17 protein-coding genes are annotated in these 25,090 nt (G+C 51.9%); 8 read left to right on the forward strand and 9 right to left on the reverse strand.

What is annotated here, in order from left to right; translation table 11 throughout:
- Positions 1 to 71 precede the first annotated feature (71 nt).
- A complete protein-coding gene (locus tag SH527x_RS06195; RefSeq protein ID WP_437193782.1) occupies positions 72 to 1,970 on the forward strand; it encodes a CocE/NonD family hydrolase in 1,899 nt (632 codons plus the stop codon).
- 161 nt (positions 1,971 to 2,131) lie between these two features.
- Here SH527x_RS06195 and SH527x_RS06200 read toward each other — a convergent pair whose 3' ends face one another.
- From SH527x_RS06200 to SH527x_RS06235, 8 genes are all read right to left on the reverse strand, one after another.
- Positions 2,132 to 5,422, reverse strand: a complete 3,291-nt coding sequence (locus SH527x_RS06200) for a response regulator (protein WP_437193783.1) — start codon at positions 5,420 to 5,422, stop codon at positions 2,132 to 2,134.
- A 103-nt stretch (positions 5,423 to 5,525) separates the two neighbouring features.
- On the reverse strand, positions 5,526 to 5,939 hold the full coding sequence (locus SH527x_RS06205; protein ID WP_437193784.1) for a hypothetical protein: 414 nt from the start codon (positions 5,937 to 5,939) through the stop codon (positions 5,526 to 5,528).
- A gap of 198 nt (positions 5,940 to 6,137) precedes the next feature.
- Entirely contained in the window at positions 6,138 to 7,163 is a 1,026-nt protein-coding gene (locus SH527x_RS06210) for a DUF1559 family PulG-like putative transporter (RefSeq protein WP_437193785.1), read from the reverse strand.
- Between the two features lie 474 nt (positions 7,164 to 7,637).
- Positions 7,638 to 7,985 carry a hypothetical protein gene (locus SH527x_RS06215; protein ID WP_437193786.1) on the reverse strand — a complete coding sequence of 116 codons (348 nt, stop codon included), beginning with the start codon at positions 7,983 to 7,985 and terminating at the stop codon, positions 7,638 to 7,640.
- 285 nt (positions 7,986 to 8,270) lie between these two features.
- Complete coding sequence (sufB, locus tag SH527x_RS06220; RefSeq protein ID WP_437193787.1) at positions 8,271 to 9,692, reverse strand: Fe-S cluster assembly protein SufB; 1,422 nt, start codon at positions 9,690 to 9,692, stop codon at positions 8,271 to 8,273.
- A gap of 215 nt (positions 9,693 to 9,907) precedes the next feature.
- The gene (gene sufC, locus SH527x_RS06225; protein ID WP_437193788.1) at positions 9,908 to 10,726 is read right to left on the reverse strand and encodes a Fe-S cluster assembly ATPase SufC; all 819 of its coding nucleotides are present in this window, start codon (positions 10,724 to 10,726) and stop codon (positions 9,908 to 9,910) included.
- A gap of 105 nt (positions 10,727 to 10,831) precedes the next feature.
- A complete protein-coding gene (locus SH527x_RS06230) occupies positions 10,832 to 11,383 on the reverse strand; it encodes an NADH-quinone oxidoreductase subunit B (RefSeq protein WP_437193789.1) in 552 nt (183 codons plus the stop codon).
- A 153-nt stretch (positions 11,384 to 11,536) separates the two neighbouring features.
- Positions 11,537 to 12,187, reverse strand: coding sequence for a helix-turn-helix transcriptional regulator (locus tag SH527x_RS06235; protein ID WP_437193790.1), 651 nt, complete (start codon positions 12,185 to 12,187; stop codon positions 11,537 to 11,539).
- A gap of 510 nt (positions 12,188 to 12,697) precedes the next feature.
- On the opposite strand from SH527x_RS06235, the gene der reads away from it, so the two are divergent.
- The 7 genes from der to SH527x_RS06270 all read left to right on the forward strand — a co-directional run bounded on the left by der (position 12,698) and on the right by SH527x_RS06270 (position 23,758).
- Positions 12,698 to 14,155 carry a ribosome biogenesis GTPase Der gene (gene der / locus SH527x_RS06240; protein ID WP_437193791.1) on the forward strand — a complete coding sequence of 486 codons (1,458 nt, stop codon included), beginning with the start codon at positions 12,698 to 12,700 and terminating at the stop codon, positions 14,153 to 14,155.
- 262 nt (positions 14,156 to 14,417) lie between these two features.
- On the forward strand, positions 14,418 to 15,812 hold the full coding sequence (locus tag SH527x_RS06245) for a dipeptidase (protein WP_437193792.1): 1,395 nt from the start codon (positions 14,418 to 14,420) through the stop codon (positions 15,810 to 15,812).
- A 34-nt stretch (positions 15,813 to 15,846) separates the two neighbouring features.
- Complete coding sequence (locus SH527x_RS06250) at positions 15,847 to 16,785, forward strand: DUF58 domain-containing protein (RefSeq protein WP_437193793.1); 939 nt, start codon at positions 15,847 to 15,849, stop codon at positions 16,783 to 16,785.
- A 696-nt stretch (positions 16,786 to 17,481) separates the two neighbouring features.
- Entirely contained in the window at positions 17,482 to 18,417 is a 936-nt protein-coding gene (locus tag SH527x_RS06255; RefSeq protein WP_437193794.1) for a DUF1559 domain-containing protein, read from the forward strand.
- Between the two features lie 112 nt (positions 18,418 to 18,529).
- Entirely contained in the window at positions 18,530 to 18,988 is a 459-nt protein-coding gene (locus SH527x_RS06260) for a hypothetical protein (RefSeq protein WP_437193795.1), read from the forward strand.
- A gap of 227 nt (positions 18,989 to 19,215) precedes the next feature.
- The gene (locus SH527x_RS06265) at positions 19,216 to 22,275 is read left to right on the forward strand and encodes a DUF1553 domain-containing protein (RefSeq protein ID WP_437193796.1); all 3,060 of its coding nucleotides are present in this window, start codon (positions 19,216 to 19,218) and stop codon (positions 22,273 to 22,275) included.
- 70 nt (positions 22,276 to 22,345) lie between these two features.
- On the forward strand, positions 22,346 to 23,758 hold the full coding sequence (locus SH527x_RS06270; protein ID WP_437193797.1) for a DUF1501 domain-containing protein: 1,413 nt from the start codon (positions 22,346 to 22,348) through the stop codon (positions 23,756 to 23,758).
- Positions 23,759 to 23,798: 40 nt separating this feature from the next.
- Here the strand turns inward: SH527x_RS06270 and SH527x_RS06275 are convergent, their stop codons facing one another.
- Positions 23,799 to 24,932: an FtsW/RodA/SpoVE family cell cycle protein gene (locus SH527x_RS06275; protein WP_437193798.1), complete on the reverse strand. Its 1,134-nt coding sequence runs from the start codon at positions 24,930 to 24,932 to the stop codon at positions 23,799 to 23,801.
- Between the last annotated feature and the right edge of the window lie 158 nt (positions 24,933 to 25,090).

Consider the following 25,090-nt stretch of genomic DNA (forward strand, 5'->3'; position numbering starts at 1 on the left):
TGTTCCGATCTTCAATTTGATAGTGCCACTTGCCTCGCGTACTACCTCCTCTTCCCCCCCTGGAGACACTGATGCACTTGAAGATCAATGTCCGACTCCTGGCGATGGCGCTGTGCCTCGTTGCTGGCAGTGCGGTCATCAAATCCGCAGCGGCCCAATCAGCTGATGTCGTCGTTGAAAAGGATGTCATGGTCACCATGCGCGATGGCGTGCGACTGGCCACTGACATTTATCGGCCAGCTGTCGACGGCAAGCCCGTTGCAGAAGCGTTGCCCGTCATCTTGACCAGACTTCCTTATAACAAGGATGGATCGAAATCGATCGGCAATTACTACGCAAAGAATGGATATGTCTTCGTCGCTCAGGACACACGAGGCCGTTACAAGTCCGAAGGTAACTGGCACATGCTGGTCGATGATGGCCCGGACGGAGTCGACTGTGCGGCTTGGATCGGCAAGCAGCCATGGTCGAATGCCAAGATCGGCATGATTGGCACCTCCTATGTCGGGGGAACCCAGCACATGATGGCCATCGCTCAGGCACCGGAACTCGCCACTGTGATCCCTGTCGATGCAATGTCCAATCTCGGTCGGCACGGTTTGCGTAACGCCGGTGCGTTCGAAATGCGATTCTGGAACTGGATCTTCATCAACGCCAGTCGAGGAAGCAAAGCCGGGCAGGATCCAGTAACTGCAGACGCTCTCAAGGAGATGTCCGACCAGCGATTCGCTTATCTTGCGAACCAGCCAACGCGTCGGGGGTTGACTCCGCTTCGTCTTTCTCCGGAACACGAGAACTGGTTACTCCCGGCGATGGAGACAGGGACAAACAGTGAGCTTTGGGCCCTCAACAACATTATGGATGCCCCGGAGCGATACAAAGATATTCCGGTCTATCTCGTCTCTGGATGGTACGACTCCTGGGCGGCCAGCAATACCGGGAACTTCATGGCATTGAGCAAAACAATTAAAGGCCCGGTCTACATGATCATGGGCCCTTGGATTCACGGCCAGCAACAGGCCTCTGCTCATGGTCAGGTGAACTTCGGTAAAGACGCAGGGATTGCAGACCAATGGGCATGGCGAAAAGAATGGTACGACCACTGGCTCAAAGGGATCGATAACAGCGTCGGGAAAGCCGCTCCATTCCGCACCCCCGTCCGCATCTTTGTGATGGGAACCGGAGATGGCACCAAAGATGATAAAGGCCGACTCAACCACGGTGGCTACTGGCGAGAAGAGAATGAATGGCCGCTCACACGGACTCAATACACAAACTTCTATCTGCAGGAAGAAGGGAAGTTGTCGACAGCAGAACCTGCAAGCAAGGACGCAGTGACTCGATTTGAATTCGATCCGTCGAATCCCGTCCCGACAATTGGAGGGAACATTTCCTCTGGGGACAACATCCTGCTGCAGGGTGCATGGAATCAAAAAGGAGGTCCGCACGTCTGGAACTTCAAAGATCCGATTCCTTTGTCAGCTCGCAATGACGTCCTTGTCTTCCAGACTGAACCACTGACCGAAGATGTCGAGGTTACTGGTGAAATTGAGGTCAAGCTGTACGCGTCGACCTCCGCAGTCGACACCGACTTCACCGCCAAACTGATTGACGTTTACCCGACCAGCACTGAATGGCCAGGTGGCTTTGACCTAAACATCGGGGACGGAATCATTCGCGGTCGCTTCCGTGAAACATTGCAGAAAGAGATTCTGCTTGAGTCCGGGAAGATCTATGAATACACAATCAAGCTCTACCCGACTTCCAATGTCTTTAAAAAAGGGCATCGGATTCGCGTGGACATCTCCAGTTCCAACTTCCCACGATTCGACGTGAATCCAAACACAGGGGAACCACTGAACCGACACCGCCTGACTCACAAGGCGCAACAATCGGTGTTCCACAATTCCCAGCATCCAAGTCGAATCGTTCTTCCTGTCATTCCACGAAGTGCGGAAGTCAGCAAGTAACAACTCCTGAGCTGGAACTGCCCTGAGATGGACGGGTCAGAATGAAGACAGGGCGGAGTCGAATCAAATCCTGATTCTTCTCCGCCCTGTTCATTTTTTAACAGCCATCCATTCAACTGATGAATGGGTCGCAACAAAAGGATTCTCTTCTCAGAAGCTCACTATTTTGATAGGCGACCAATATGGACAGAGAGTTCATGCACGACCTCTTCGAGCCCCTTCTTTAACTGATCATAAAGTGTCGAAGCAGCATCCCAGTTCTCTTCCGACAGAGCGACTTCCAGATCAGCTGCGGTCTGAGACGAATGGGCTCCCAATGTCTGCAAGCTTCCCTTGAGGGTATGTGCAGCACGTTTTGACTTCGTCACGTCTCTGGTTTCAAATCCAGAATCAAACATGCGCATCATCATCTGGGACTCGGCCAGGAAGGCATCTGCAACGTCCTTGGCTAACTCCTCATCATGTTGAACATGCTTTAACAAGACCGACCAATCGACGGCCTGCACCGCTGGGGCAGATGGAGGAGCATCTGTGGCAGGCTCATCGGTCGAGAGTTCTTCATGACCAGTATGATCGGCTGCAGTCAAACCTGCCGATGCCGTCCCCCTTGTTTCGACCGCTGTCCCATAATGAGCAAGGATGCCCGCCAGATCGAATGGCCGAATCGGTTTGGTGATATAATCATCCATCCCCGCTTCCAGACATCGTTCGCGATCCCCTTTCATCGCGTGGGCGGTCAAGGCAATCACCGGAACCGGTGGTAAATTCTGAGACTTCTGCAACTCTCGAATCGCTTGCGTCGCTGCCAACCCATCCATCTCCGGCATCTGAACGTCCATCAGGACGACGTCATAGCGGTAGTGACGAACCGCATCGACCGCTTCGAGTCCATTCGTCGCCACGTCAATTTGATGCCCCCAGCGTGAAAGCAATCCAATTGCCAGCTTTCGGTTGGCAAGACTGTCCTCGGCAAGAAGAATTTTCAGTGGTTGAATCTGCGGTGGCGACTGCGTATGTCCGCCCACATGATCCATCCGAATCCCGGACAAGTCCAGAACCGAGACGATCGCATCCAGCAAGTCCGACTGTTTGATTGGCTTCGTCAGATAGGCCCGAATCCCCAGTTCCTGACATCGTTCAACATCGTACTGTCGATCAAGTGAACTGAGCATCATCAGGACACTGGACAGATTTGCTTCCTGTTGAATCTGCTGAGCCAGAGTGAAGCCGTCAACGTCCGGCATGCTCCCGTCCGTAATCACCAGTTCATACGGCTCGTCTTTCGCAGCAGCGGCCTTCAACTCGGCCATTGCGTCATTGGCACAGGAGACTGCGACAGGTTGCATTCCCCAGTTACCACACATCTCCTTCAGAATCTGACGATTCGTTGCATTATCATCAACGATGAGAAGTTTGAGGCCTGCCAGAGCGACTGTATCCCTTCCCCTCTTCGTCACTTCATCTGGTCGAACATCTCCAAATGGCAGAACCACATGGAAGGTACTCCCTTCACCAGGTTCACTTTCCACCCAGATTTTCCCGCCCATGAGTCGCACAAGCCGCGACGAGATTGCCAACCCGAGTCCGGTGCCGCCGAAGTTTCTCGTTGTCGACATATCGGCCTGTTCAAAGGCCTCAAAGATTCGACCTTGCTGCTCTTTTGCGATCCCGATTCCGGTATCAGAGACCCGTAAATGCAGAGCCTGCTCAAGGGAGTCCCCAGCGTCTGAATTCGACTGACCAAGTTGATTCATACGATCAAGCTGGACGTCGAGAATGACTTCCCCATACCGTGTGAATTTGATCGCATTCCCAATCAAATTCACGATAATTTGCCGGATGCGAAGACCATCACTACGCACATAGGCCGGTACGTCAGCAGCAATGTGATAGGCAAGCTCAAGTTTCTTTGCATGGGCACGAACAGCCAACGGCTTAACGGAATCCCCAATCCATTCACGGACCTCAATTGGGTAATCTTCAATCTCCAGCCGCCCGGATTCAATCTTGGAGAAGTCGAGAATGTCGTTGATGATTGCCATCAGCGATTCAGCGGAACTGAGTACCGTTTCCAGATAGTCGCGCTGCTGCAACTGCATCTGCGTGTCGAGCACCAGTTCAGTCATCCCGATGATCGCGTTCATCGGTGTCCGAATTTCATGGCTCATATTCGCGAGAAACTCGCTCTTTGCCCGATTCGCGACTTCAGCGGCCTCTTTTGCGGCCTGCAATTCCTGTTCGGCCCGCTTTCGCTGAGTAATGTCGCGAGCAATCCCGACGAGACCAACGATGGCCCCGCCCATTGTTCTCAGCGGTACTTTCGTCGTGAGGACCCAATGCTCTTCACCTGAGGCATCAATTGCAATTTCTTCGCGACTCAGTATCGGCACGTTATTATTGATGACCGCATAGTCGTCGGCCGCATAGAAATCAGCGAGTTCAATGGACGAAAAATCGTAGTCCGTCTTGCCAATCACATCGTCTTCGGAGTTGCATCCAAACAATTCATAATGGGCTCGGTTCACAGTCACGAACCGCCCTTCCTTGTCCTTAATAAAGACATAATCCGGGAGGTGATCGATGAGTGTCCGCAGGCGATCACGTTCGAGTTCGAGAGTTTGTGAAATCTCATACTGACTCGTGATGTCCCGTGAGATTCCGAGCGTGCCGATGATTGTTCCATCCGCTTTTTTCAGTGGCACCTTGGTCGCCGAAACCCAACTCGACAACCCATCCGGCCAGACCAATTGCTCTTCGTGATCAATCAACGGGCGCCCGGTCTGCATGATTCGATTCTCGACCTCCAGTGCAGATTTGGCATGCTCTTCAGTGAAGTAGTCGAAATCCGTCTTGCCAATCGCTTCGACAGGATCGGTCAGTCCTGAATGAATTGCTTTAGCGCGGTTAATTCGCAGATACCGCCCTTCAACATCTTTGAAATAGATGTCATCAGGCACCGCATCCATCAAGCCATCCAGCAACATATTCTGGTACTGAAGCGCCGCCTGAGTTCGTTCGCGTCTGGAGATTTCCTGCTGCAAGTGCTTGATTGCTTCTCTGAGTTCATGCTGACTCTCCCGGACCTTCTGATCCAGCGTTTCATTCGCAATCCGAAGCTGCAAGTTTCGCTTGGAAGCTCTTGTCCCCAGGAGCGCGGTCGTCCAGATTGCGAACAGCGTCAGCCCCAGGTTCAAAAAATTGGTGATCTCCTGCTCTCGATTCTGTGGGATCACAATCAAGTAATTCGCTACTCGAAGCACCATCATGAGAATTGCGATTCGCCAGACAACCGCTGGCGAATGCATCTTGACCGATAGCAGGAGCACGGCCAGATAGAAAATTCCTGAGGAGATTCCAGCGGGCACGAAGAACGAACCCGCAAAGACCAGCAGCGAAAGTCCAATAGAAAGTGCGAGCCGCCAGAATTTGGTCCAGAATGGTTGCTCGTGCATATTTCAACTGCAATCGATTCTCAAGAGCATCATCGAAGTTTCAGACCCCAAAGTGGCTGCAGTCTCGATGCCTCCTGAACGGCTCCGTGTTCAACAACACGCTCTACTTTTCGTTCAATGAGAAATCGAAATTGTTCTTACCTGCCACGACTTTGGCCGTCAGTTCAGACTTCGCATTGTACTGTGCTGGGACAAACTGTTCGATGACAGGCGTTTTCACACCGGGATTCAGTTCCATGAATTTTCCTGGAACTTCCCGATATGCCGTAATTTCCACCTTCATTTCGGCAGGCGGCACCATCAGTTTGTAGGTTCCCCCTTCGACTTTGGACGCTCCGCTGGCCTCCTCCCCTGTCGTGTCCCGAAAAATAATGCGTCCTTCTTTCAGAGGCTCGCCATTCAATGAAACTGTTCCGGTCACGGTTCCCATCGGCTTTGCAGATCCACTGCCGCAGCCCTGTGTCAACACGATGAGCGTAACAATGAACAGAGAAGCAATGTTCAGGCGGATCTTCATCTGAGTCACCGATATCATGTAAAAGAAGACCAGAGAAACTTGGTCAAGAATTGAATCAAAACTGCGGGAGATAGACAGAGCGTCGCTGCCGAAGAAGGGACTTCGTGAAGAGGCAAAGCTCACGGCCTTTCCTCACGAAATCCCGACCTCATTCAATATGGCAGCAAGCAGATATGCAATGAGAATGAACGTGAAGTTCTAGTACTCACCCAGAACTTCACCTGATTGTCTAGTCGCCAGACCTCTCCAGGTTGGTCGATGGATATTGTCGGAGACAAATCGGACTGATCCATCACAGAGTAAGACAGTCACTCCGCCAGTGTGGTAGCTACGTGCATAATTCTGCGCAATAGTGCCTCTCGTCGGGGTACATGGTGCGCGAGTATTTGTGTCGTCCTTGCAAGTCAACGCACCAAACTCCGAACCAAAAATCACATCTGGAACCGAAGTATTCGGAACTTCAAACGCTGTGAATCCGTATTCACCCCAACCTCCACCCAGCCAGTAAGAACCGGGTTCGCCATAGACTTTGATCCCAGTTGAAGTGCTGCGTACGATGATCTCCGCCATCATGAGAGTGTTTGACGTCCCGTCTACGACATCTCGCATTGATGTTCGGGAAAGATTCCAGAACATCCCGGTTGCCTTTGCAGCATCAATCAAATTGTCCCCGTCGCCGTTACAAGCAACATAGCTTCCGTGGAAACCGGTATTGCTCCCAGGAGCTCCAGGATCGGACGGACAGCCCCCCACCGAAACGACATTATTCTTCTCTGGGGCGCCTGTCTCCTGAGTATGAGTCGAGTACGAACCTGACCATCCCCCGGCCGCCTGATTCGTGACATGCCACTGCCAATAAGCGTTTTGGAGTGCTGTCTGTTCAACGAACGGGAGAATTCGCTGGAACCATGCATCGCGGTTGGCAATCACGCGAGTGACCGGAGAAGCGCGATATCCGTAAGGAAAGACAAGATGAGTGTCATGATAGTTCTGCATCGCCAACCCCCATTGTTTGAGGTTGTTCCGACATTGAGACCGCCGCGCTGCCTCTCTCGCCTGTTGCACGGCCGGAAGGAGAAGTGCGATCAGAACTGCGATGATCGCGATGACAACCAGCAGTTCAATTAACGTGAAGCCTAAAGATCGGGCTGGACTTGCCGAGTAAAGGCGACACTTAGTCCGGCTTAAGAAAGGAGAAGGCAAGACATTCTGAAATTTTGGCACGATTCACCCCTTTAATTTAAATTCAGGGCCGAAAACAATAAGCCGTAAAAATCCTAGAACTGCTTCTGAGCGATGTCAGACCTCATTGAGAATGACGATGAAGTCGCTGAACGACTGAAAAAGGGAAATCTGATTTGCTTGAGTGCAGAACGCATCAAAATTGACCTACCCATCGATGCTACAAGTAAAAAACAATCGATGCGATGATGTTCTTTGAAATAATGTGCAATGAACCATTTCAAATAATGTCATCAAACCATGTCAGTTCAGCGAGAATGAAGCAGCGATAAAGAACTGGCAGCACATTGGGAAACCATGGGGCGGTTCCAGCGCGCAATTCAGCCTTTGCTCTGCCGAGACGACTGCTGAGCGGCCGCACGAGAACCTGCGCCAGTCAGAAACAGCAGCAAGAATGTGTAAAACGTGGATTCGCTCAAGCGACATGCGATCGCGACGGTTCGAGACTTCGCTCGATCACTTCAGCCACTGTTGAACGAGATCAATCACATGGCGCTTACTGGTGACATCCGGCAGGATTGCCGCGACACCCAACTCGCGCGCAAGGAGTTCCCACGAGTCAACGTCTGCTGAAACGAGGCACAAGATTTTGAGGTCCGCGTTCGACCGAAGAAGGCGTCGAATCAATGTCAGCGAAGCATCATCAGCTTCGCACACAAGCACGACAAAAATGACCGCGACGGCATGATCAAACAGATCACTTCGATGTGGGCACCAGCGAATGGTGAGCCCCGTTCGTCCGGAACAGGCCCGTTCAAACTCAGCAGTCCAAAGCGAAGTCTGTTCATGGACGAGCAGCTGCATAATTGAACGACGTCTCGATTCGCCCGATGACCTGACCCCAGCGATGCCAAAATGTCACTGAAGTCCCCAGCGCTCCATCATGTCGCCCCTGTGCAATCTTCTCAACTCAATAGAGGAGACAAGACGACTTGCGGTTCGAATTCCCGTACCAGCTGACCTGCTGATGTAAAGAAAATACCTCTTTGGCCGGTGAAAATGGAAACCATTTCCCAACCAAAGAGGTCGTGTTCTATCACAATCTGTCAACAATCGCGGCCAGGGCCATTCTGAAACGGCCGAACCGGTCTAGCCGACGCTTCCTTCCATTTGGAGTTCGATCAGGCGATTCAACTCGACTGCATACTCCATAGGAAGTTCTTTGACCAACGGTTCAATGAACCCGGTCACAATCATCGCACTTGCTTCCGCTTCAGTCAGACCACGGCTCATCAAGTAGAGAAGTTGCTCTTCAGCGATCTTTGAGACCGATGCTTCGTGCTCAATCGCGACGTCGTCTTCTTCCACTTCGATGTATGGATAGGTATCGCTGCGGCTTTGAGGATCAAGAATCAGCGCGTCGCAAACGACATTGCTTTTGCAGTTCGTCGCGCCCTTTTCAATCTTCACGAGACCGCGATAGCTTGAACGTCCGCCGTTCTTGCTGATCGATTTGGAGATGATGCGGCTCGAAGTATTTGGAGCACAATGCACCATCTTCGCCCCTGCGTCCTGATGCTGATTGTCACCAGCAAACGCAATCGACAAGGTTTCACCGCGTGCCCCTGGCTCCATCAACCAGACCGCTGGATACTTCATTGTCAACCTGGACCCAAGGTTCCCGTCGATCCACTCCATGAGTGCATCGCCGTACGCCATTGCTCGCTTTGTCACGAGGTTATAGACGTTGTTGGACCAGTTCTGAATTGTGGTGTATCGACAGCGTCCACGCTTCTTCACCACGATTTCCACAACAGCTGAGTGCAGGGAGTCGCTGCTGTAGGTCGGAGCTGTACAACCTTCAACATAGTGAACGCTGGCCCCTTCATCCACAATAATCAACGTCCGCTCGAACTGTCCCATGTTCTCGGTGTTGATCCGGAAGTACGCCTGCAATGGGAATTCAATATTGACCCCTGGCGGCACATAGATGAATGAACCACCTGACCACACTGCGGAATTCAGTGCAGCGAACTTGTTGTCTTCAGGCGGAATAATCTTTGCGAAGTGTTCGCGGAAAATCTCCGGGTACAGCTTCAGCGCGGAATCTGTATCCGTAAACAACACGCCTTGCTTTTCAAGATCTTCATGAAGCGAGCCGTAAACAACTTCGGATTCGTACTGAGCTTTCACGCCAGCGAGATACTTACGCTCAGCTTCAGGAATCCCCAATCGCTCGTAGGTTGAGCGAATGTCCTCAGGAACGTCTTCCCAGGATTTCTCCTGTTTATCGCTCGCTTTGACATAGTAATAGATGTCCTGGAAATTAATTCCGGACATATCGCCGCCCCAATTGGGCATCGGCTTTGATTCAAAGAGTTTGAACGAGTTTAGGCGGAAGTCACGCATCCAGCCTGGTTCGCCCTTCATCTCCGAAATCTGGGCAACGATCTCGGCATCCAGCCCTTTTCGGGACATGAATGAGTACTTATCGACCGGATCGTGAAACCCGTACTGATAGTCCCCGATAGGGACATGCGTTTTTTCAGTAATTGTATCTGTAGGGGCCATAATATTGCGTTCTCCGATGGAAAGTCGGGATTGCCATTTGAAAGGAAATCAAATTTACCGAGGGCTTTCTGTCGCCCTCGGATCAGACGCCCCAACGGCTGATGTGCCAGTGGGGCGCTCTTCCTGATTCAAACTCTCGGCATCCGCCACGCGGGATTATGTAATTCAAATGAAATCAGAACACTGCTGAATCATCACCGATCAGGTGACAAGTCTTAAACGGAAGCGGCTTCGTTCTGGCCTGCTGCCTGCTCTTCTGCAGCAGCCATCGGGTGACGAGCTCGCACTCCCGAATAACCATGTTCATGTAATTCGTGAGCAAGCTTTGCATCACCGGATTCCACAATCCGACCTGCGAGCATCACGTGAGTGTGCTGTGGCACATTGAACTCCAGCAATCGCTCATGGTGCGTAATGATCAAGACGCCCATGTGCGGCCCGGAGAGCTTCTGCAGACTCTCACTCACCACGCGAACAGCATCACTGTCGAGTCCGGAATCGGTCTCATCCAGAATTGCAAACTTTGGCTTCAGCATGGCGAGCTGCAGAATCTCCATGCGTTTCTTTTCGCCGCCGGAGAAGCCTTCGTTCAAATAACGACGTGCGAACTCCGCATCGATATTCAGTTCCTGCATCGTCTTGCGGAGTTCTGTACGGAACTCACGCATTGAGATCAATTCTTCGCCTTCTTTACGTTCTGGATTACGCACGTTGGTAATCGCATGACGCAGAAAATCGGCGACCTTCACACCTGGAATCGTGACAGGATACTGGAAGGCCAGGAACAGCCCCAGTCGGGCACGTTCGCTTGGATCCAGCTCGACGATATTCGTCCCGTTAATGGTGATCGAACCCTGAGTGATTTCGTACTTAGGATGACCAACGAGGGTGTATGCCAAAGTGCTTTTCCCGGACCCGTTCGGCCCCATCAAAGCGTGAATTTCCCCCTGACGAATCTCGAGATTGACCCCTTTCAGGATCTCAGTCTCACCGACATTCACGTGCAGGTCTTCAATCTTCAGCAAGCTGTTCATCTTCGTCGTCTCAGTTCAGCAAATGAGGGCAGCTGTCCTTGCCCAATTCCAAATTGTCGATGTCAAACGTCGTTTTTCGTCCAGACTGATCAGACCGTCAGGTTCTCAGGCGAGAACAATTTCCGGGTTCTGGACATACCCGGAATGATGCGGAACTGGAAGTTCCTGTTCGGTCCCCTTCGTCAATTTTCTGGCTCGAATCTTGTCCTGAATTCGCATTAATCCTTCGATCAACGCTTCAGGGCGTGGCGGGCAACCTGGTATGTAAACATCAACAGGCACCACCAGATCGACCCCCTTCACAACGTGATATCCATACTTGAAGTACGGACCACCACCGATTGTGCACGCTCCCATGGCAATGACATATTTCGGGTCAGGCATCTGTTCCCACAACCGCCGTACTCGACTGGCCATTTTGTGAGTCACAGTCCCCGCCACGATCATCAAGTCTGCCTGTCGTGGAGTTGCGCGAAATGCTCCTGAACCAAACCGATCAATATCGTATCGACTTGCTCCAACAGCCATCATCTCCATCGCACAACAAGCAATTCCGAATGTCATCGGCCAGATGCTCGCCTGTTGTCCCCAATTCATCGCCTGTTCGAGAGTCGTCGTAATCACGTTCTCTTCAAAGCGACCTTCGATCCAAGTCATTGTTCACTCCGGACTCGCCGGCTCCAACATGACGCTTCATTCGCGTCTTGATCAATTCGTACGGACGGTCCACGTCCAATATCAACCGTTTACAACACTCTCTTTGAGACCAAATGCCAGTTTGCGAAATTGGCGGCCGTCATCAAGTTTAAATTAGGACGGGCGACCAACATGAAATTCGCAATGCCCGTGACCATCCTGACGACATGACGTCAACTCGACTGACGTCCCCAAAAGTTCTGCGAAAACTGACTGCTCGAACTCGCAAAAGTCCGGGTCTTCTTCAGCAATTTCGTGATATGGACAGTTGTGTTCTCTGAGGATAGGTAACCCTGAGCTCGATTCTGGAACCGAGAAATCCACGTCGAAACCGTGCTCTGCCAGTTTTGTACAAACACGGGAAAGTCGATCCGCGATGGAATTGACGTGCTCCGGTCCCGCGTGGTCCCCACTCTGAGGACTGTCAAAACGACGAACCAACGCCTCTTTTACACCATCCAGAACGCGATCCCTGACTTCACCAGGCTCAATCTTCTTCACTTCCCGCCACAGGATGGCAGCCAGAACTGCATGGTCATCACCGAGTGACTTCAATCCCTCATTCGTAACCGAATAAGCGTGAAAAGGACGTCCCCGATTTCCGCGAGTGACTCCACGGGTGATCAATCCATCCGCTTGCAAACGCAACAGTCGTTGACGAATTGCCGTCGCCGTCACCCCTGTCGCAGCGCAAAGCGCTTGCACAGTCGCGGGTTGCAACCGATGAAGTGTCGTCAAAAAGGCGTGGTCTGTTTGGTCGCGCATAATCTGATTTCGAATAATCTTGCTCCAATCAGTATAGTCACGACAGGCATTTTAACAACAAGACATGTCGAAAATGTGAGATCGACTTTTCAATTGAGACTTAGTGTCTACTTGCCGCAGCCACAACACGCAAACTCTTTTGCTGAAAGGACAAATGATATTGCACCCAGAGGCAGTCAGACTTGTAGCACCAATTTCTGCGGAAGCGACACGTTCGGCGGCGAACGTAAAGTAATCTGACATGGAATCCTCGCTCCCCCTGCTGCATGACTCTTGAACATACGATCACCGCCCTTTCCAGCGTCCCAGTAAGCCTGCACCACTACACAGGTTGACGCAGACGGGCAGACAGCGAAAGAATATTGAACAGCGCCCGGACGATTACCGGGACCGTAATTGCTGAGACATTATTGGGTTCCAAGTGATGCTATTTTCACGGAACTCTGTAAAATCAAACGTTTTTCAATCGCAGACTCCGTCCGCTTCGCCATCTTTTTGAGTTTAAGTGCTATGCCGATTCCCCAGGTTGCCATTGTCGGCCGTCCCAACGTCGGCAAAAGTTCGATCATGAACTGGCAAGCCGGAAAGCTTGTTTCCGTTGTTGATCCCACTGCAGGCGTGACCCGAGATCGCGTCGATTATTTAATGAATCATCAGGGACGATACTTCGACCTGATTGACACAGGCGGGATCGGAGTCGTGGACTCAGACGATCTCTCCGAAGACATCGAACACCAGATTGAGTTCGCTCTCGATATGGCAGACATGATTCTGTTTGTCGTCGATGGCCGGACAGGAGCAACTCCGCTCGACAAACTCGTCGCAGAGAAGTTGCGCAAGATTGACGTCCCGAAATTGATCGTCGTCAACAAGTGCGATTCGATCAAAACGGACCTGGAGATGCACGAATTCATCGGGATCGCTGATGCTCCGATGATTCAGACCAGCGTTAAAGGGAATCGACACCGTAAAGAACTGCTTGACAAGATTGTCGAACTGCTGCCTGACGCCGATGAAAATGAAGAATTCGAAGGCCAGAACCGTGCCTTGGAACCGGAACTGAAACTGGCAGTCGTCGGGCGTCGAAATGTCGGCAAAAGCACATTCATCAACGCTCTTGCTCAAACTGAGCGCATGATCGTCAGCGAAGTTGCCGGAACGACCAGAGACAGCGTCGACATTCGTTTCACACTGGACGACAAGTCATTCGTTGCCATCGACACCCCAGGTGTTCGCAAACGAAAAAGTCTCGCCAATGACATCGAGTACTACGGTCTGGTCCGCGCCCAGAAGAGTATTCGTCGTGCTGACGTCGTGCTGATGTTCTTCGATGCCAAGGAACGCATATCCAAGGTCGACAAGAAGCTTGTGGACGAGATCCTTGACCTCAACAAGGCATGTATCTTCGTTGTGAACAAGTGGGATCTTGGACTCGAAGAAGAGATGACGACGGACAAGTGGTCAGAGTATCTGCTGAAGACATTCGGTAGCCTGCGACACGTTCCCGTTGCATTCATCACCGCCAAAGACAGTCGCAATATTAAGCAGCTGATCAACCTGACTCAGTCCGTTTACAAGCAATCGCGTGAACGTGTCACAACCGGTCAGCTGAACCGCATCATTGAAGCAGCCATCGCCCAAAATGGACCACGCTTCAAAAGCAACCGCCGAGGCAAGATCTTCTACGCAACTCAAGTGGCAACGGAACCACCGACAATCGTGCTGAAGTGCAACGATCCAACGTTGTTCGACAAAGGGTGGAAGCGTTATCTCGTCGGACGATTGCGTGAAGAGTTGCCATATAAAGAAGTGCCGATTAAGGTGTTCTTCCGCGGCAGAGGCCCAGACGACGAAAACGAAAGTGGACCTCCACGAGCAGTTCCGAAGAAGAAGGAACTGAAGAAGAAGATGACCGGAACTCGAGGTCGGCTCCGCACGAAGAAGAAGCGTCGTCCTAAAAAGGCGTAGAACATTTCCAGTAACCAAGGTACGTATCTAGCACGTGGAACTTAGCCTTTCTCCACTCAGGAAGGCTGCTGCGCGGCCACACGATAGACCGAAGCGGTCTGTTACGTACTGGTCTGAAAACAGAACTTGATCTCAGCGAGGCTGATCCAATTGGATCAGCCTTTCGCCAATCAGGGATCAGCAGAATGACAGCGACAATTTAAAAAGCAGGTCGAAGGCAGAACTGAAACCAAACCTCATCATTTGATTGAAAGAGAATTTCATGGCAAAGAATCCTGCGTACATGGGCCCCCAGGATCAACGTGAACAAGTTCAATCACCTGAATGGAGTCGGAGAAAGTTCCTGCAATCGACAGCCGCTCTCTTAGCTGCCACGTCGGCGGTGAAATCGACTCACGGAGCTGAAGACTCAGCCCCTGCAAGCGATGCCAGTCGCGACCCGCTTCTCATTACCGAGCATCCAGAGATCATTCGCAATCGCGATTCCGCCCTTTCTATCCTCAAGCCATCGCAGGCAGAACTCGAACGAGGGCTGGCACTCCACAGGCGAAGTCTGGTCTTCGATTCTTACGGATTCGCCCCACGAGTCGCTCTCGACGGTAAAGCGGTCGCAGCCGCGGAAGAAGCAGGCGCCCCTGACGCTGAACTTCAAGACTTGCGAGAAGAGATGTCAATGACGCGAGCCATCTTTGATGCTCGTGAACGCAGCGAATTTCAGACTGCCATGCAGGTGGCAGGTGTCACCTGCATTTTCCAGAACGCAGGAGAAGAAGGCTCTGATCCTTTAGTCCTGATCAAGCGTCTTGCGAGATTCACTTATCTTGGTGACCACCTGCGAGACATTCTTGTTCGGGCGGCGACACCAGACGATATCGAGGCCGCAAAGAAGGCGGGCGTTCACTGCCTGTATCTCACGGGAAATGGAGTGCCGCTGGCTCAGAAGTACAGCACAGTCGATGAAGAGTTGGGCTTCATTCGCATCTTTTACCAGCTCGGCATTCGCATGATGCATGTGACATACAACCGTCGCAATTTGCTGGGAGATGGGTGCGCGGAAACTTCGAACGGAGGTCTGAGCGATCTCGGGCGTGCGGCAATTGCGGAGATGAATCGAGTTGGCGTGATTGTCGACGTTGCGCACAGCGGGTGGAAAACCAGCCTCGAAGCGGCTCAAGCTTCAACTAAGCCGATGGTCGCAAGTCACACGGTTTGCGCCGCTGTTCGCAACCATATTCGTGCCAAACCAGACGAAGTGATTCGCGCGATCTGCGACACAGGCGGACTGGTCGGGATCTGCTGCATTCCCCCTTTTCTTGGCGGCGAAGGCGATATCACAGCTCTGCTCGACCACATTGATTATGTCGTGAAGAAGTTCGGAATCGATCACGTGGCGATCGGCACAGACATCTCGTTCACCTCACGCAATGTTGGGACAGAAAACAAGCTGATCAAATCACGAGGGAAACGCAAAACGCGTTACGAAGCGCTGTGGCCAGAAGGAGCATTGGGCGGAAACTGGCCAAAGCAGTCAAGTATTTCCTGGACAAACTGGCCATTGTATACGGTCGGATTGGTTCAACGCGGGTATTCTGATGAAGAGATCCAGAAGATCGTTGGCGGAAACGTCATGCGAGTTTGTCGAGATGTCTTGAAGTAGACCTGACTTAATTCCTCAACGAGGGGGCTTGGCGATGGCATCTGATCAGAATGCGTCAGCGGGATTCCATTACCCACCCCCTTCCTTTCTTGATCCTGCCATTCTGATGCAGATTGAGACGCTGGAACTCCGCGCTCGTACTGTCGTCGAAGGTTTCTTCACTGGCCTGCATCGCAGCCCTTATCACGGGTTCTCTGTCGAATTCACTGAGTACAGACAGTATTCCGCAGGTGACGACCTGAGGTATCTCGACTGGAGACTCTACGCTCGAAGCGACCGCTACTACATCAAACAGTTTGAAGATGAAACGAACCTGCGCTGCCATCTGCTGATCGACAACAGTCAATCGATGAACTATGGATCTCTCCCGTACACGAAGGCCGAATACGGGAAGACGCTTGCAGGGACTCTTGCTTATTTTCTGAACACACAACGAGACGCAGTCGGGCTGTTCCGATTCTCGAACGAGATCGATGAGTATCTGCCGGCACGATACCGACCAGGTCACCTGCGAAGCCTGCTACTCAGTCTGGAGAAGCAACCGGAAGGCTCCGGCACAGGATTGCATCACGCATTAGAACGTGTCTCCGAGATTGTGCGTAAGCGGGGGCTGTTTGTCCTGATCACAGATTTTCTGTGCGAACTGGACGATTTGGAAACACGACTTGGTTATCTGCGCGCTGCAAGGAAAGAGGTCATCGTCTTTCAGATCATCGACCCTGCAGAACGGGACTTCCCGTTCACTGACTCGACTCTCTTTGTCGACGCCGAGACCGGACGCGATGTCTTTGTCGATCCGGCGATCAGCCGAAAACGCTACATGGAGCGGTTCCAGTCTCACCAGACGAAGGTAGCTGCAATTTGCGAACGACTTGGGATCCAACTCCTGGAGTTAACAACAGACGCTCCGCTGGAACATGCTCTCTCCGAGTTCCTCAGAACGCGAATGCGGTTAAAACCTGTCCGAAGCTAGATCGCGTCAGTCTCTCGACGCAATGCATAGCACTGCACTGAACTGCCGAGTAAGAGGCCCTCTTGCGCTGATCTGAAACGCTGAGTCACTTCTGTATTTGACCGAACGACTCTCACCAACAGTTGCTCGCAAAACAACGCGGTTTTCAGACTCAGTTTCAATTCTCTGGAAGACCTGCGACAAGCAGGCACCGGCATCCATCGCACGCGAACATTTAGTCACTTCATCGCCACGCGGCGACCATTTCGACATTTCCTCACATTCAAAATGGCTGCGATTGTCCGTTTTTCTAGTGAATCGTATCGATCTCTTTGAAAATCCAACGCATGATCAACTATTGTTTTGTTGACAATCGGAGTTTTATTCTCAACAATCAACAAACACATGTTGTTCATCATTCGCACTGAATTGTTGACAACCCGACCTGATTGATGACAACGTTGATTGAACTCGGTGCATCGCAGTTCAGGGCAGCGACTCTGTGCTGCGCTTCTCCGTCCTTCAGATTTTCATCATTGACTGCGGAGTATTCCCCCCGCAGCCATCGAAGCAATTCATTTCCCGCAACTGCGAATAAATCTATTGGCAGCATTTGCGAGCTCATTTCTTTGGTTCAGAGATTTAATCGAGCATTTTGTGTCTCGATTCACTTCATTCCATCCTGTCTACATAACGTTGACTTTCTGGGAGACTGCAATGGGGTATCAGCATGTTCATGGTCCGAGACGTGGATTTACACTGATCGAGTTGCTGGTTGTAATTGCAATCATTGCCATTCTGATCGCACTTCTCCTTCCAGCTGTTCAACAGGCGAGAGAGGCTGCACGCCGGTCTCAATGCAAGAACAATCTGAAACAGATTGGCTTGGCAATGCACAACTACCACGACACTCATGGTGTCCTGCCGCCAGGTTATGTCCAGACGACAACTGTTCACAATGAGTTCACCTGGGTCACGTTCTTGATGCCCAACGTTGAACAGCAAGCGCTTTACAACAAGATTAACTTCAGCCTGGGATCAGGCAGTGCATCGCCCGGGACTGTCAACCACGAAGTCACAAGCACTCCTTTGACGACGATGCTGTGTCCATCCGATGTTGACAGCAAATCACTGGTCGCCGGTTTCCTCACCCGCGGTAACTATGGTGCCAGCAATGGGATTGGTCCATTGCGTTATGTGGGGAGCACTCCGAGCCCAATGCTGCGATGGGACGCAGGTCCATTTGAAGTGAACTCCAAGACGTCGTCCAAGGACTTCTCAGACGGGATGAGCAATTCCATTCTGGTCTCAGAACTCCGCAAGGGAGGACGCGGTTCCAACCTCAACGACTCTCGTGGCATGCTCCATTATCCGGAAGGGCCATTCACACACTTCAATTACTCACCTAACACATCAACCCCGGATCAGTTGCGAACCGCGTGGTGCACCACAACCACAGACATGCCCTGCGTTGGTAGCTACAACCCCTTCAATGACAAGAACATGATTTACAGTTCACGAAGTGTGCACACAGGAGGAGTCCAAGTACTGCTGGCTGATGGAGGAGCCCGATTCGTAAGCGAGAATATCAATGCAACTTTGTGGCAGAACCTCGGACTCCACAATGATGGAGTTGTCATTTCAGAGTTTTGATCAGTTTGATTGGCCATGTCGGTGCCGATCGAGTTCGCAAACCAGCGAACTCGACGCACACCTGAAATCTCGTTCTGCATTCCTCCGGTTGTGATTCCTGAAAGTCAGGGTTATGAAAATTTCTCAGCGACCATACTCCTCTCGTACGCTTTTGTACTCTGCCGCAATTGCATGTTTTCTAGGATACCAAGGGTGTTCAGGCGGCGATTCAGTTTCCAAGGTCTCCGTCAACGGACGGATTACTTTGAATGGAGAGCCAGTTCAATCAGGCGTCATCACGTTTCTCCCAGCAGAGGGGGTCAATGGCCCCAGCAGCGGAGCAGAGATTGTTGCCGGAGATTTTTCGATTCCCAAAGAGAAAGGGCCTGCGAAAGGACTCCATCTCGTTGAAGTCACCGTGATCCCGAAGAACCCCAAGGGCGAACAGGCGTCGACGGACGTACAATCCGTTAACGCACCTGCAAGTGCATGGAGTCTTGCAAATCCTGCGAAATCGTTCAAAGACCCTTCACAGACGGTCGATTTCAAAGACGGAGAGAATAAGTACGAGCTGAGTTTAAAGTCAAAATAGCCCTGTCGAAGCCCTTTATCCATTTCGTTTCGAAACGACAAAATCGTGTGCAATCACATGATGACTTCACTTAGAATAAAGGCCTGCCAGACAACAATGGAATTGTGATTTTTCCAGGCAGCGTAAACTTGAAACTGGAGACTCAATGCCTGTTTCAGTCGATGAAACACTGCATCAGAGTGCCAGGTACGCCACACAATTTCGAGAATTGCTCTAGCGAGACAATTGTGCAGATTTCCTTCCTAAACTGGCGGCACTTGCCCCGATACGTTCTCATTGGGTTCTTCGCGTTTGCATTGCAGTTTTCGCCTGCATTGGCCGACGAACCGACCAAGGAAGATCTCGATTTCTTCGAGAAGGAGATCCGCCCCTTGTTGATCAAGCACTGTCACGAATGTCACAGCGCTCAGGGAAAACAGGAAGGGGAGCTTCGACTCGATGGCCGTGCTGTGCTGCTCCATGGAGGAGCCAGTGGACCATCCGCTGTCGCAGGAAAGCCGAAAGAAAGTCTGCTCGTTGAGGCGATCCAATATCGCAGTCTGGAGATGCCTCCGAATGGAAAGCTTCCAGATGCCGAAATTGCGAAGCTCGTCCGCTGGGTGGAGATGGGGCTTCCCTGGCCGAAGGAAGATGAAGACGGGGGCAAGCCGACTCCGAAGGGACGCGTATTTGATATCACTCCTGAACAACGCGAGCATTGGGCGTTTCAACCGGTTCTGAAGCCGACGATCCCGGCAGTCGAAAACCCTGACTGGAACCAAACCGCAATCGACAGATTTGTTTTTGCGAAGCGAGCAAATCAGGGGATTCAACCCAACGGGCTGGCTGATCGCGGGACTCTTCTCCGCAGAGTGACATACGATCTGACAGGTCTTCCGCCGACCCCCGAAGAACGGAATGCGTTCCTCAATGATGACCGTCCAGATGCATGGTCGCGCGTTGTCGAACGTCTCCTTGCTTCGCCTCAATATGGGGAGCGCTGGGGACGACATTGGTTAGACGTCGTTCGTTATGCCGATACCGCAGGTGACGCCAGTGATTACCCTGTCCCGGATGCATACAAATACCGGGACTATGTCATTCGTTCATTCAACAATGACAAGCCGTATGATCAGTTTCTCCGTGAACAGTACGCTGGCGATTTGCTCGCGAAGGATGCTCCTCCAGAGCAGTTTTCCGAACTCACAACGGCCACGACACTCCTCGCGATGTCGCGTCGCTTTGGTTACAACGACACCAACTTCTATTACTTCCATCTGACAATTGCCGACCTTCTCGACACAATGGGCCAGTCCGTTCTTGGGCTGTCGATCGGATGCGCACGCTGCCACGACCATAAGTTCGAGCCAATTTCGGCAAAGGACTATTACGCGTTGTACGGCATCTTTGAAAGCACGACCTTCACTTTCCCAGGCGCTGAAGAAGTCCAACGTCCCAAAGAATTAATCCCCCTGATTCCTCGCGATGAAGCGGAGAAGAAAGACGCGGAACGCAAACAGAGACTGGCCGAGTTCGATCGTATCATTCTTGAGAAGTCGATGCCGATTCTCTCTTTTGAAGGGGCCTTCGAAGAGATGAAATCATTGCCTGCCCCATGGAAGGCAGATACGACAGTTCATCTGGTTCCAAATCATCAAAGCACGTTCACCAACGTCTTTCCAATGGGGAATCAGGTGATCGAGCTTCCAAACGTTTCAAACAACTTTGGATTCCGCCGACCGACTCAGTCACACCATCGTGACACAAAAGAAACCCTCTACATTAACCTTGATTTCAAGAATGTGAGTGTCGATGCCGGTGGCGATGGATACTACCGGATCAGCCTTGATAACAGCTCGAATTACTCCCCATCCGTTGAGATCTTCATCAACGGGACGTCGCTGGCAGTTCGCGATGGCGATGCATTACGCGAGCTGGCCCCAGTCGAAATCGGAGTCTGGCACAACCTGCAGTTCGCTGTAAATTGGCAGTCGCAGACATTCTCCGGTGTCTTGTCGAATGGTCAGAAGACATGGAACTTTGCTGACATTCCGCTGAATCCGAAATGGGATGGGACGGCAAATTCATTTGTGATTGATGCACACGGAACCGATAGTTCAAAGGTTCGACCATTACGTCAGATCGACAACCTTGCAATTCAATATTCTCCATTCCGCGCAGCAGGTGAGAAGACAGAACTCACTGCGGAAGCGATGAAAGAGGAGATCAAGCAGGTTCGCGACGGACTCGGCGAGATTCAGAAGCAGAAGGACACTTTCGCAAAGGAAGCGTCCTATGCAACTGTCTATGCCGTCCGCGAAGGCAAGGTGGCGAACACGCGACTCCAGTTTCGAGGCGAACCAGAGCGACTCGGGGAAGAAGTCCCGCGAGGATTTCTTGAGATTCTTGGAGGCGAAAAACTTCCTGCGGATTGCGGAGAGAGTGGGCGTCGTCAACTTGCCGACTGGTTAACGTCTCCAACAAATCCACTGACCGCTCGCGTTATGGCGAATCGAGTCTGGCAATATCATTTTGGAAGGGGAATTGTCCCAACTCCCAATGACTTCGGAGTCCGAGGCGAAGCACCATCGCACCCTGAACTGCTTGATTACCTCGCGATGCAATTTCAGGAGAACGGTTGGTCAGTGAAGGCACTGCACCGCGAAATTCTTCAATCCCGTGCTTACCAACTGGCAAGCACAATGAACGACGAGGCGTACCTTACTGATCCTGGCAACCAATGGTTGTGGCGATATTCACGCCGCCGACTGGATGCAGAATCGATCCGTGATTCCCTGCTCTTCATCAGTAAGGAACTCGATCTGACACCAGGTGGTGCTCATCCTTTCCCTGCTGTTGAGTCATGGCGGTTCAGCCAGCACAATCCATTTGACGCCGTCTACGCTTCAAACAAGCGGTCAGTCTATCTGATGACTCAGCGGATCAAACGGCACCCTTTCCTGGCACTGTTTGATGGTGCCGATCCGAATGCAACCACGGCCCAGCGAGTTGCCACAACAACTCCGCTGCAGGCGCTGTTCTTAATGAACGACGCATTTACTCATGAACGTACTCAGGCTGCTGCAAAACGCATGTTGGCAGAACGCCCAACGGACCGCGAACGAATTCAGTTTCTCTATGAAGCGGCCTATTCGCGGTCTCCGACCCCAGAAGAAATCAACGATCTTGAAGCATTTCTGAAGAGCTATTCAGAACGACTGGCAGGAAACCCCGATCGGGAAGTTCAAAGCTGGGCTGCCAGCCTACGGGTGATCCTCAGCAGTAACGAATTCCTCTACGTCGACTGATTCGAGCCCGATCTTCAACGCGTCCTGAACAGCTTCAGCAATTGCAGAAAATTGAGAGAAGGTTTCAGCAATGTTTTCACCAGAACGACCAGTGACACGACGAGAGATGCTCTCACGCGCAGCTGGAGGATTTGGCGCGATTGCACTCTCCAGCATGCTGGCCGAGGTCTCTGGCACTGCAGCTGCGAACTCTGCTGCTGATCCACTTGCACCAAAGCAACCTCACTACCCGGCGAAAGCGAAGAACATCATCTTCCTTTTCATGGGGGGCGGCGTTTCCCATGTCGACACCTTCGACCCCAAACCGAAGCTGATCGAGGATCACAATAAATCGCTTCAGGTTCACAATTATCGGGGTGCCATTGGCGACTTCACCCAATACCTGAAAAAGCCGAACTGGGAATTCCGACACTATGGTGAATCCGGGACGGAAGTGAGCGACCTGTTCCCACATGTCGGGAGTGTGATCGACGATGTCTGCGTCATTCGCTCCATGACTGGGGACCATATCGCCCACTACGAAGCGACTCTCGGCATTCATACCGGTTCCTTCAGTTTTGCCAGACCAAGCATGGGGTCCTGGGTCAGCTATGGACTCGGAACCGAGAACAGAAATCTTCCTTCTTTCGTCGTGATCACTGGTGCAACCCCATATGCACGAGGGCAGATCTGGAACAATGATTTCCTCCCAGGCTGCCATCAGGGAATGCAAGTTTTCCCAGGCAAAACACCAATCTCGAACATTGATCGTCGTGTCAGCACGTCTGATCTCCAGTCAGCCGAACTTGATCTGCTGCATCGCTTGAACCGCAAGCATCTGGAAACTCATCAGGATGACCAGTTGGAAGCGCGAATTCGCTCTTTCGAAACGGCCTTCGGGATGCAGATGGAAGCGCCGGAAGTCTTCAATCTCGCAGAGGAAACCGAAGCAACTCTTGATCTCTATGGGGTCAAACCAGGAGAGACAACCGGCTTTGGATGGCAATGCCTTATTGCGAGACGCATGGTGGAACGAGGTGTCCGCTTCGTCGAGTGCATTGATGTTGGCTCAAGCAACAACTGGGATTCACATGGAAACATGATGGATCACGCCAAGCTGGCAAAGAACGTCGACCAGCCCATCGCTGGTTTGATTCGAGATCTGAAACAGCGCGGCCTCTTGGACGATACACTTGTGGTCTGGACCACAGAATTTGGGCGGACTCCATACATGGCGGAGAAAGACGCCGGTGGCCGCGACCATCACCATTTCGTCTTCTCAAGCTGGATGGCCGGAGCTGGAGTCAAGAAGGGCATTGTTCACGGGGCGTCAGATGATCACGGGATCATGGTCGCCGACAAGAGAGTGCATGTTCATGACTTTCACGCAACAATTCTGCACCTGCTGGGATTGGATCATACCAAACTCACCTATCGACACAGCGGTCGCGACTATCGACTCACGGATGTCGCCGGGATCGTTGTCAATGACATTCTGACTTAGGTTGCGTGAACACAGACTTACAGCGCAACGTCGAGAGGCATCAACTCTCGTCGTCGGAGAACTGGAAGGGTTGACCGGCAACATCAAATGTCGGGGAGATGGCGATATTCAATAAAACGCCAAGACTCACCGCAGTTGTCACCAGACTGGAACCTCCATAACTGACCAGCGGCAACGTTAGCCCTGTGATTGGAGCTAATCCAACTGTCATGGCAGTGTTGATCAATACTTGCGCAGTCAGAATTGCAACAACCCCAGTTGCAACAAGCCGCCCAAAGGGGTCACGCGTCGATGCTGCGACAGTCATTCCGGCCACAACGAAGCAGGAAAAAACGATCAGCAAGCCCAGTGTTCCCCAAAGGCCCCAGCGCTCGCCAATCAGAGAGAACACGAAGTCGGTTCGCCCGGCAGGGAGACGGTATGCGGTCAGGTCATCCACAGGCATCCCGCTCATCTCGCTCCCCCAGATTCCGCCCAGAGAGAGCAACTGCTTGGACTGATAGAGGTGGTAACCATCTCCAGTCTCTGGTTTGCCTCCATCGGTCTGTTGGAACACAGCCGTGACACGTGACTTCTGTTCGGCGGACATCACGCTCCAAAGCACCGGCAACAGTGCAATGCCTGCCAATATGGTGGCAATCAGATGCCAGCGTTTCGCTCCGGCAACAAAAAGCATGGCATACAGCACAGGAAAGAAAAGCAGTGCTGTCCCCAAATCCGGTTCACGCAGAATGAGTAAGACCGGAATCGCAGTCATCAAAAAAGGTGGAATGAGCCCCAGCAGTGTTCGATGATTCTTGCGGAACATCAGGTAATGTCCCAGCGAAAGAATCAGTGCCAGCTTGGCGAGTTCGGATGGCTGAATTGAAATCGGCCCCACTGGAATCCAGCGTCGGGCTCCATTCTTAGGAGGAAACGCAAACACCAGTATGAGCAGGAGGAAGACCACTCCATAGAAGGGGTAGCCCCACGGCTTCCACCAGCGGTACGGAACGAATGTCACAGCCGTTCCCAACAATCCCCCGAGCACCAGCCAGACCACCTGCCGGGAGACAAAGGATCCGCCTTCCAACTCGTCGCCTCGCTGAATCCCGGACAATCCCAGCCAGATAAGAAGAATTGGACAGATCACCAGCAACATCGCAGGGAACGAGAGAGCGAATTTCGAATTCATGTCGCAATCTCAGTCAATAATGTCATCCGGCACGACGGTGACAGTTCCTTAGTCTGCAAAATTTGGTCCGAGCATTTTATAAGTAACAGCTCCTTCACAGGAAGGGCAAAGCAACAGTGCGATCTCTGAACACCAACAGTCAGGGTAAAACGATCACA

Source organism: Planctomicrobium limosum, assembly GCF_051465645.1.
Classification (GTDB): Bacteria; Planctomycetota; Planctomycetia; order Planctomycetales; family Planctomycetaceae; genus Planctomicrobium.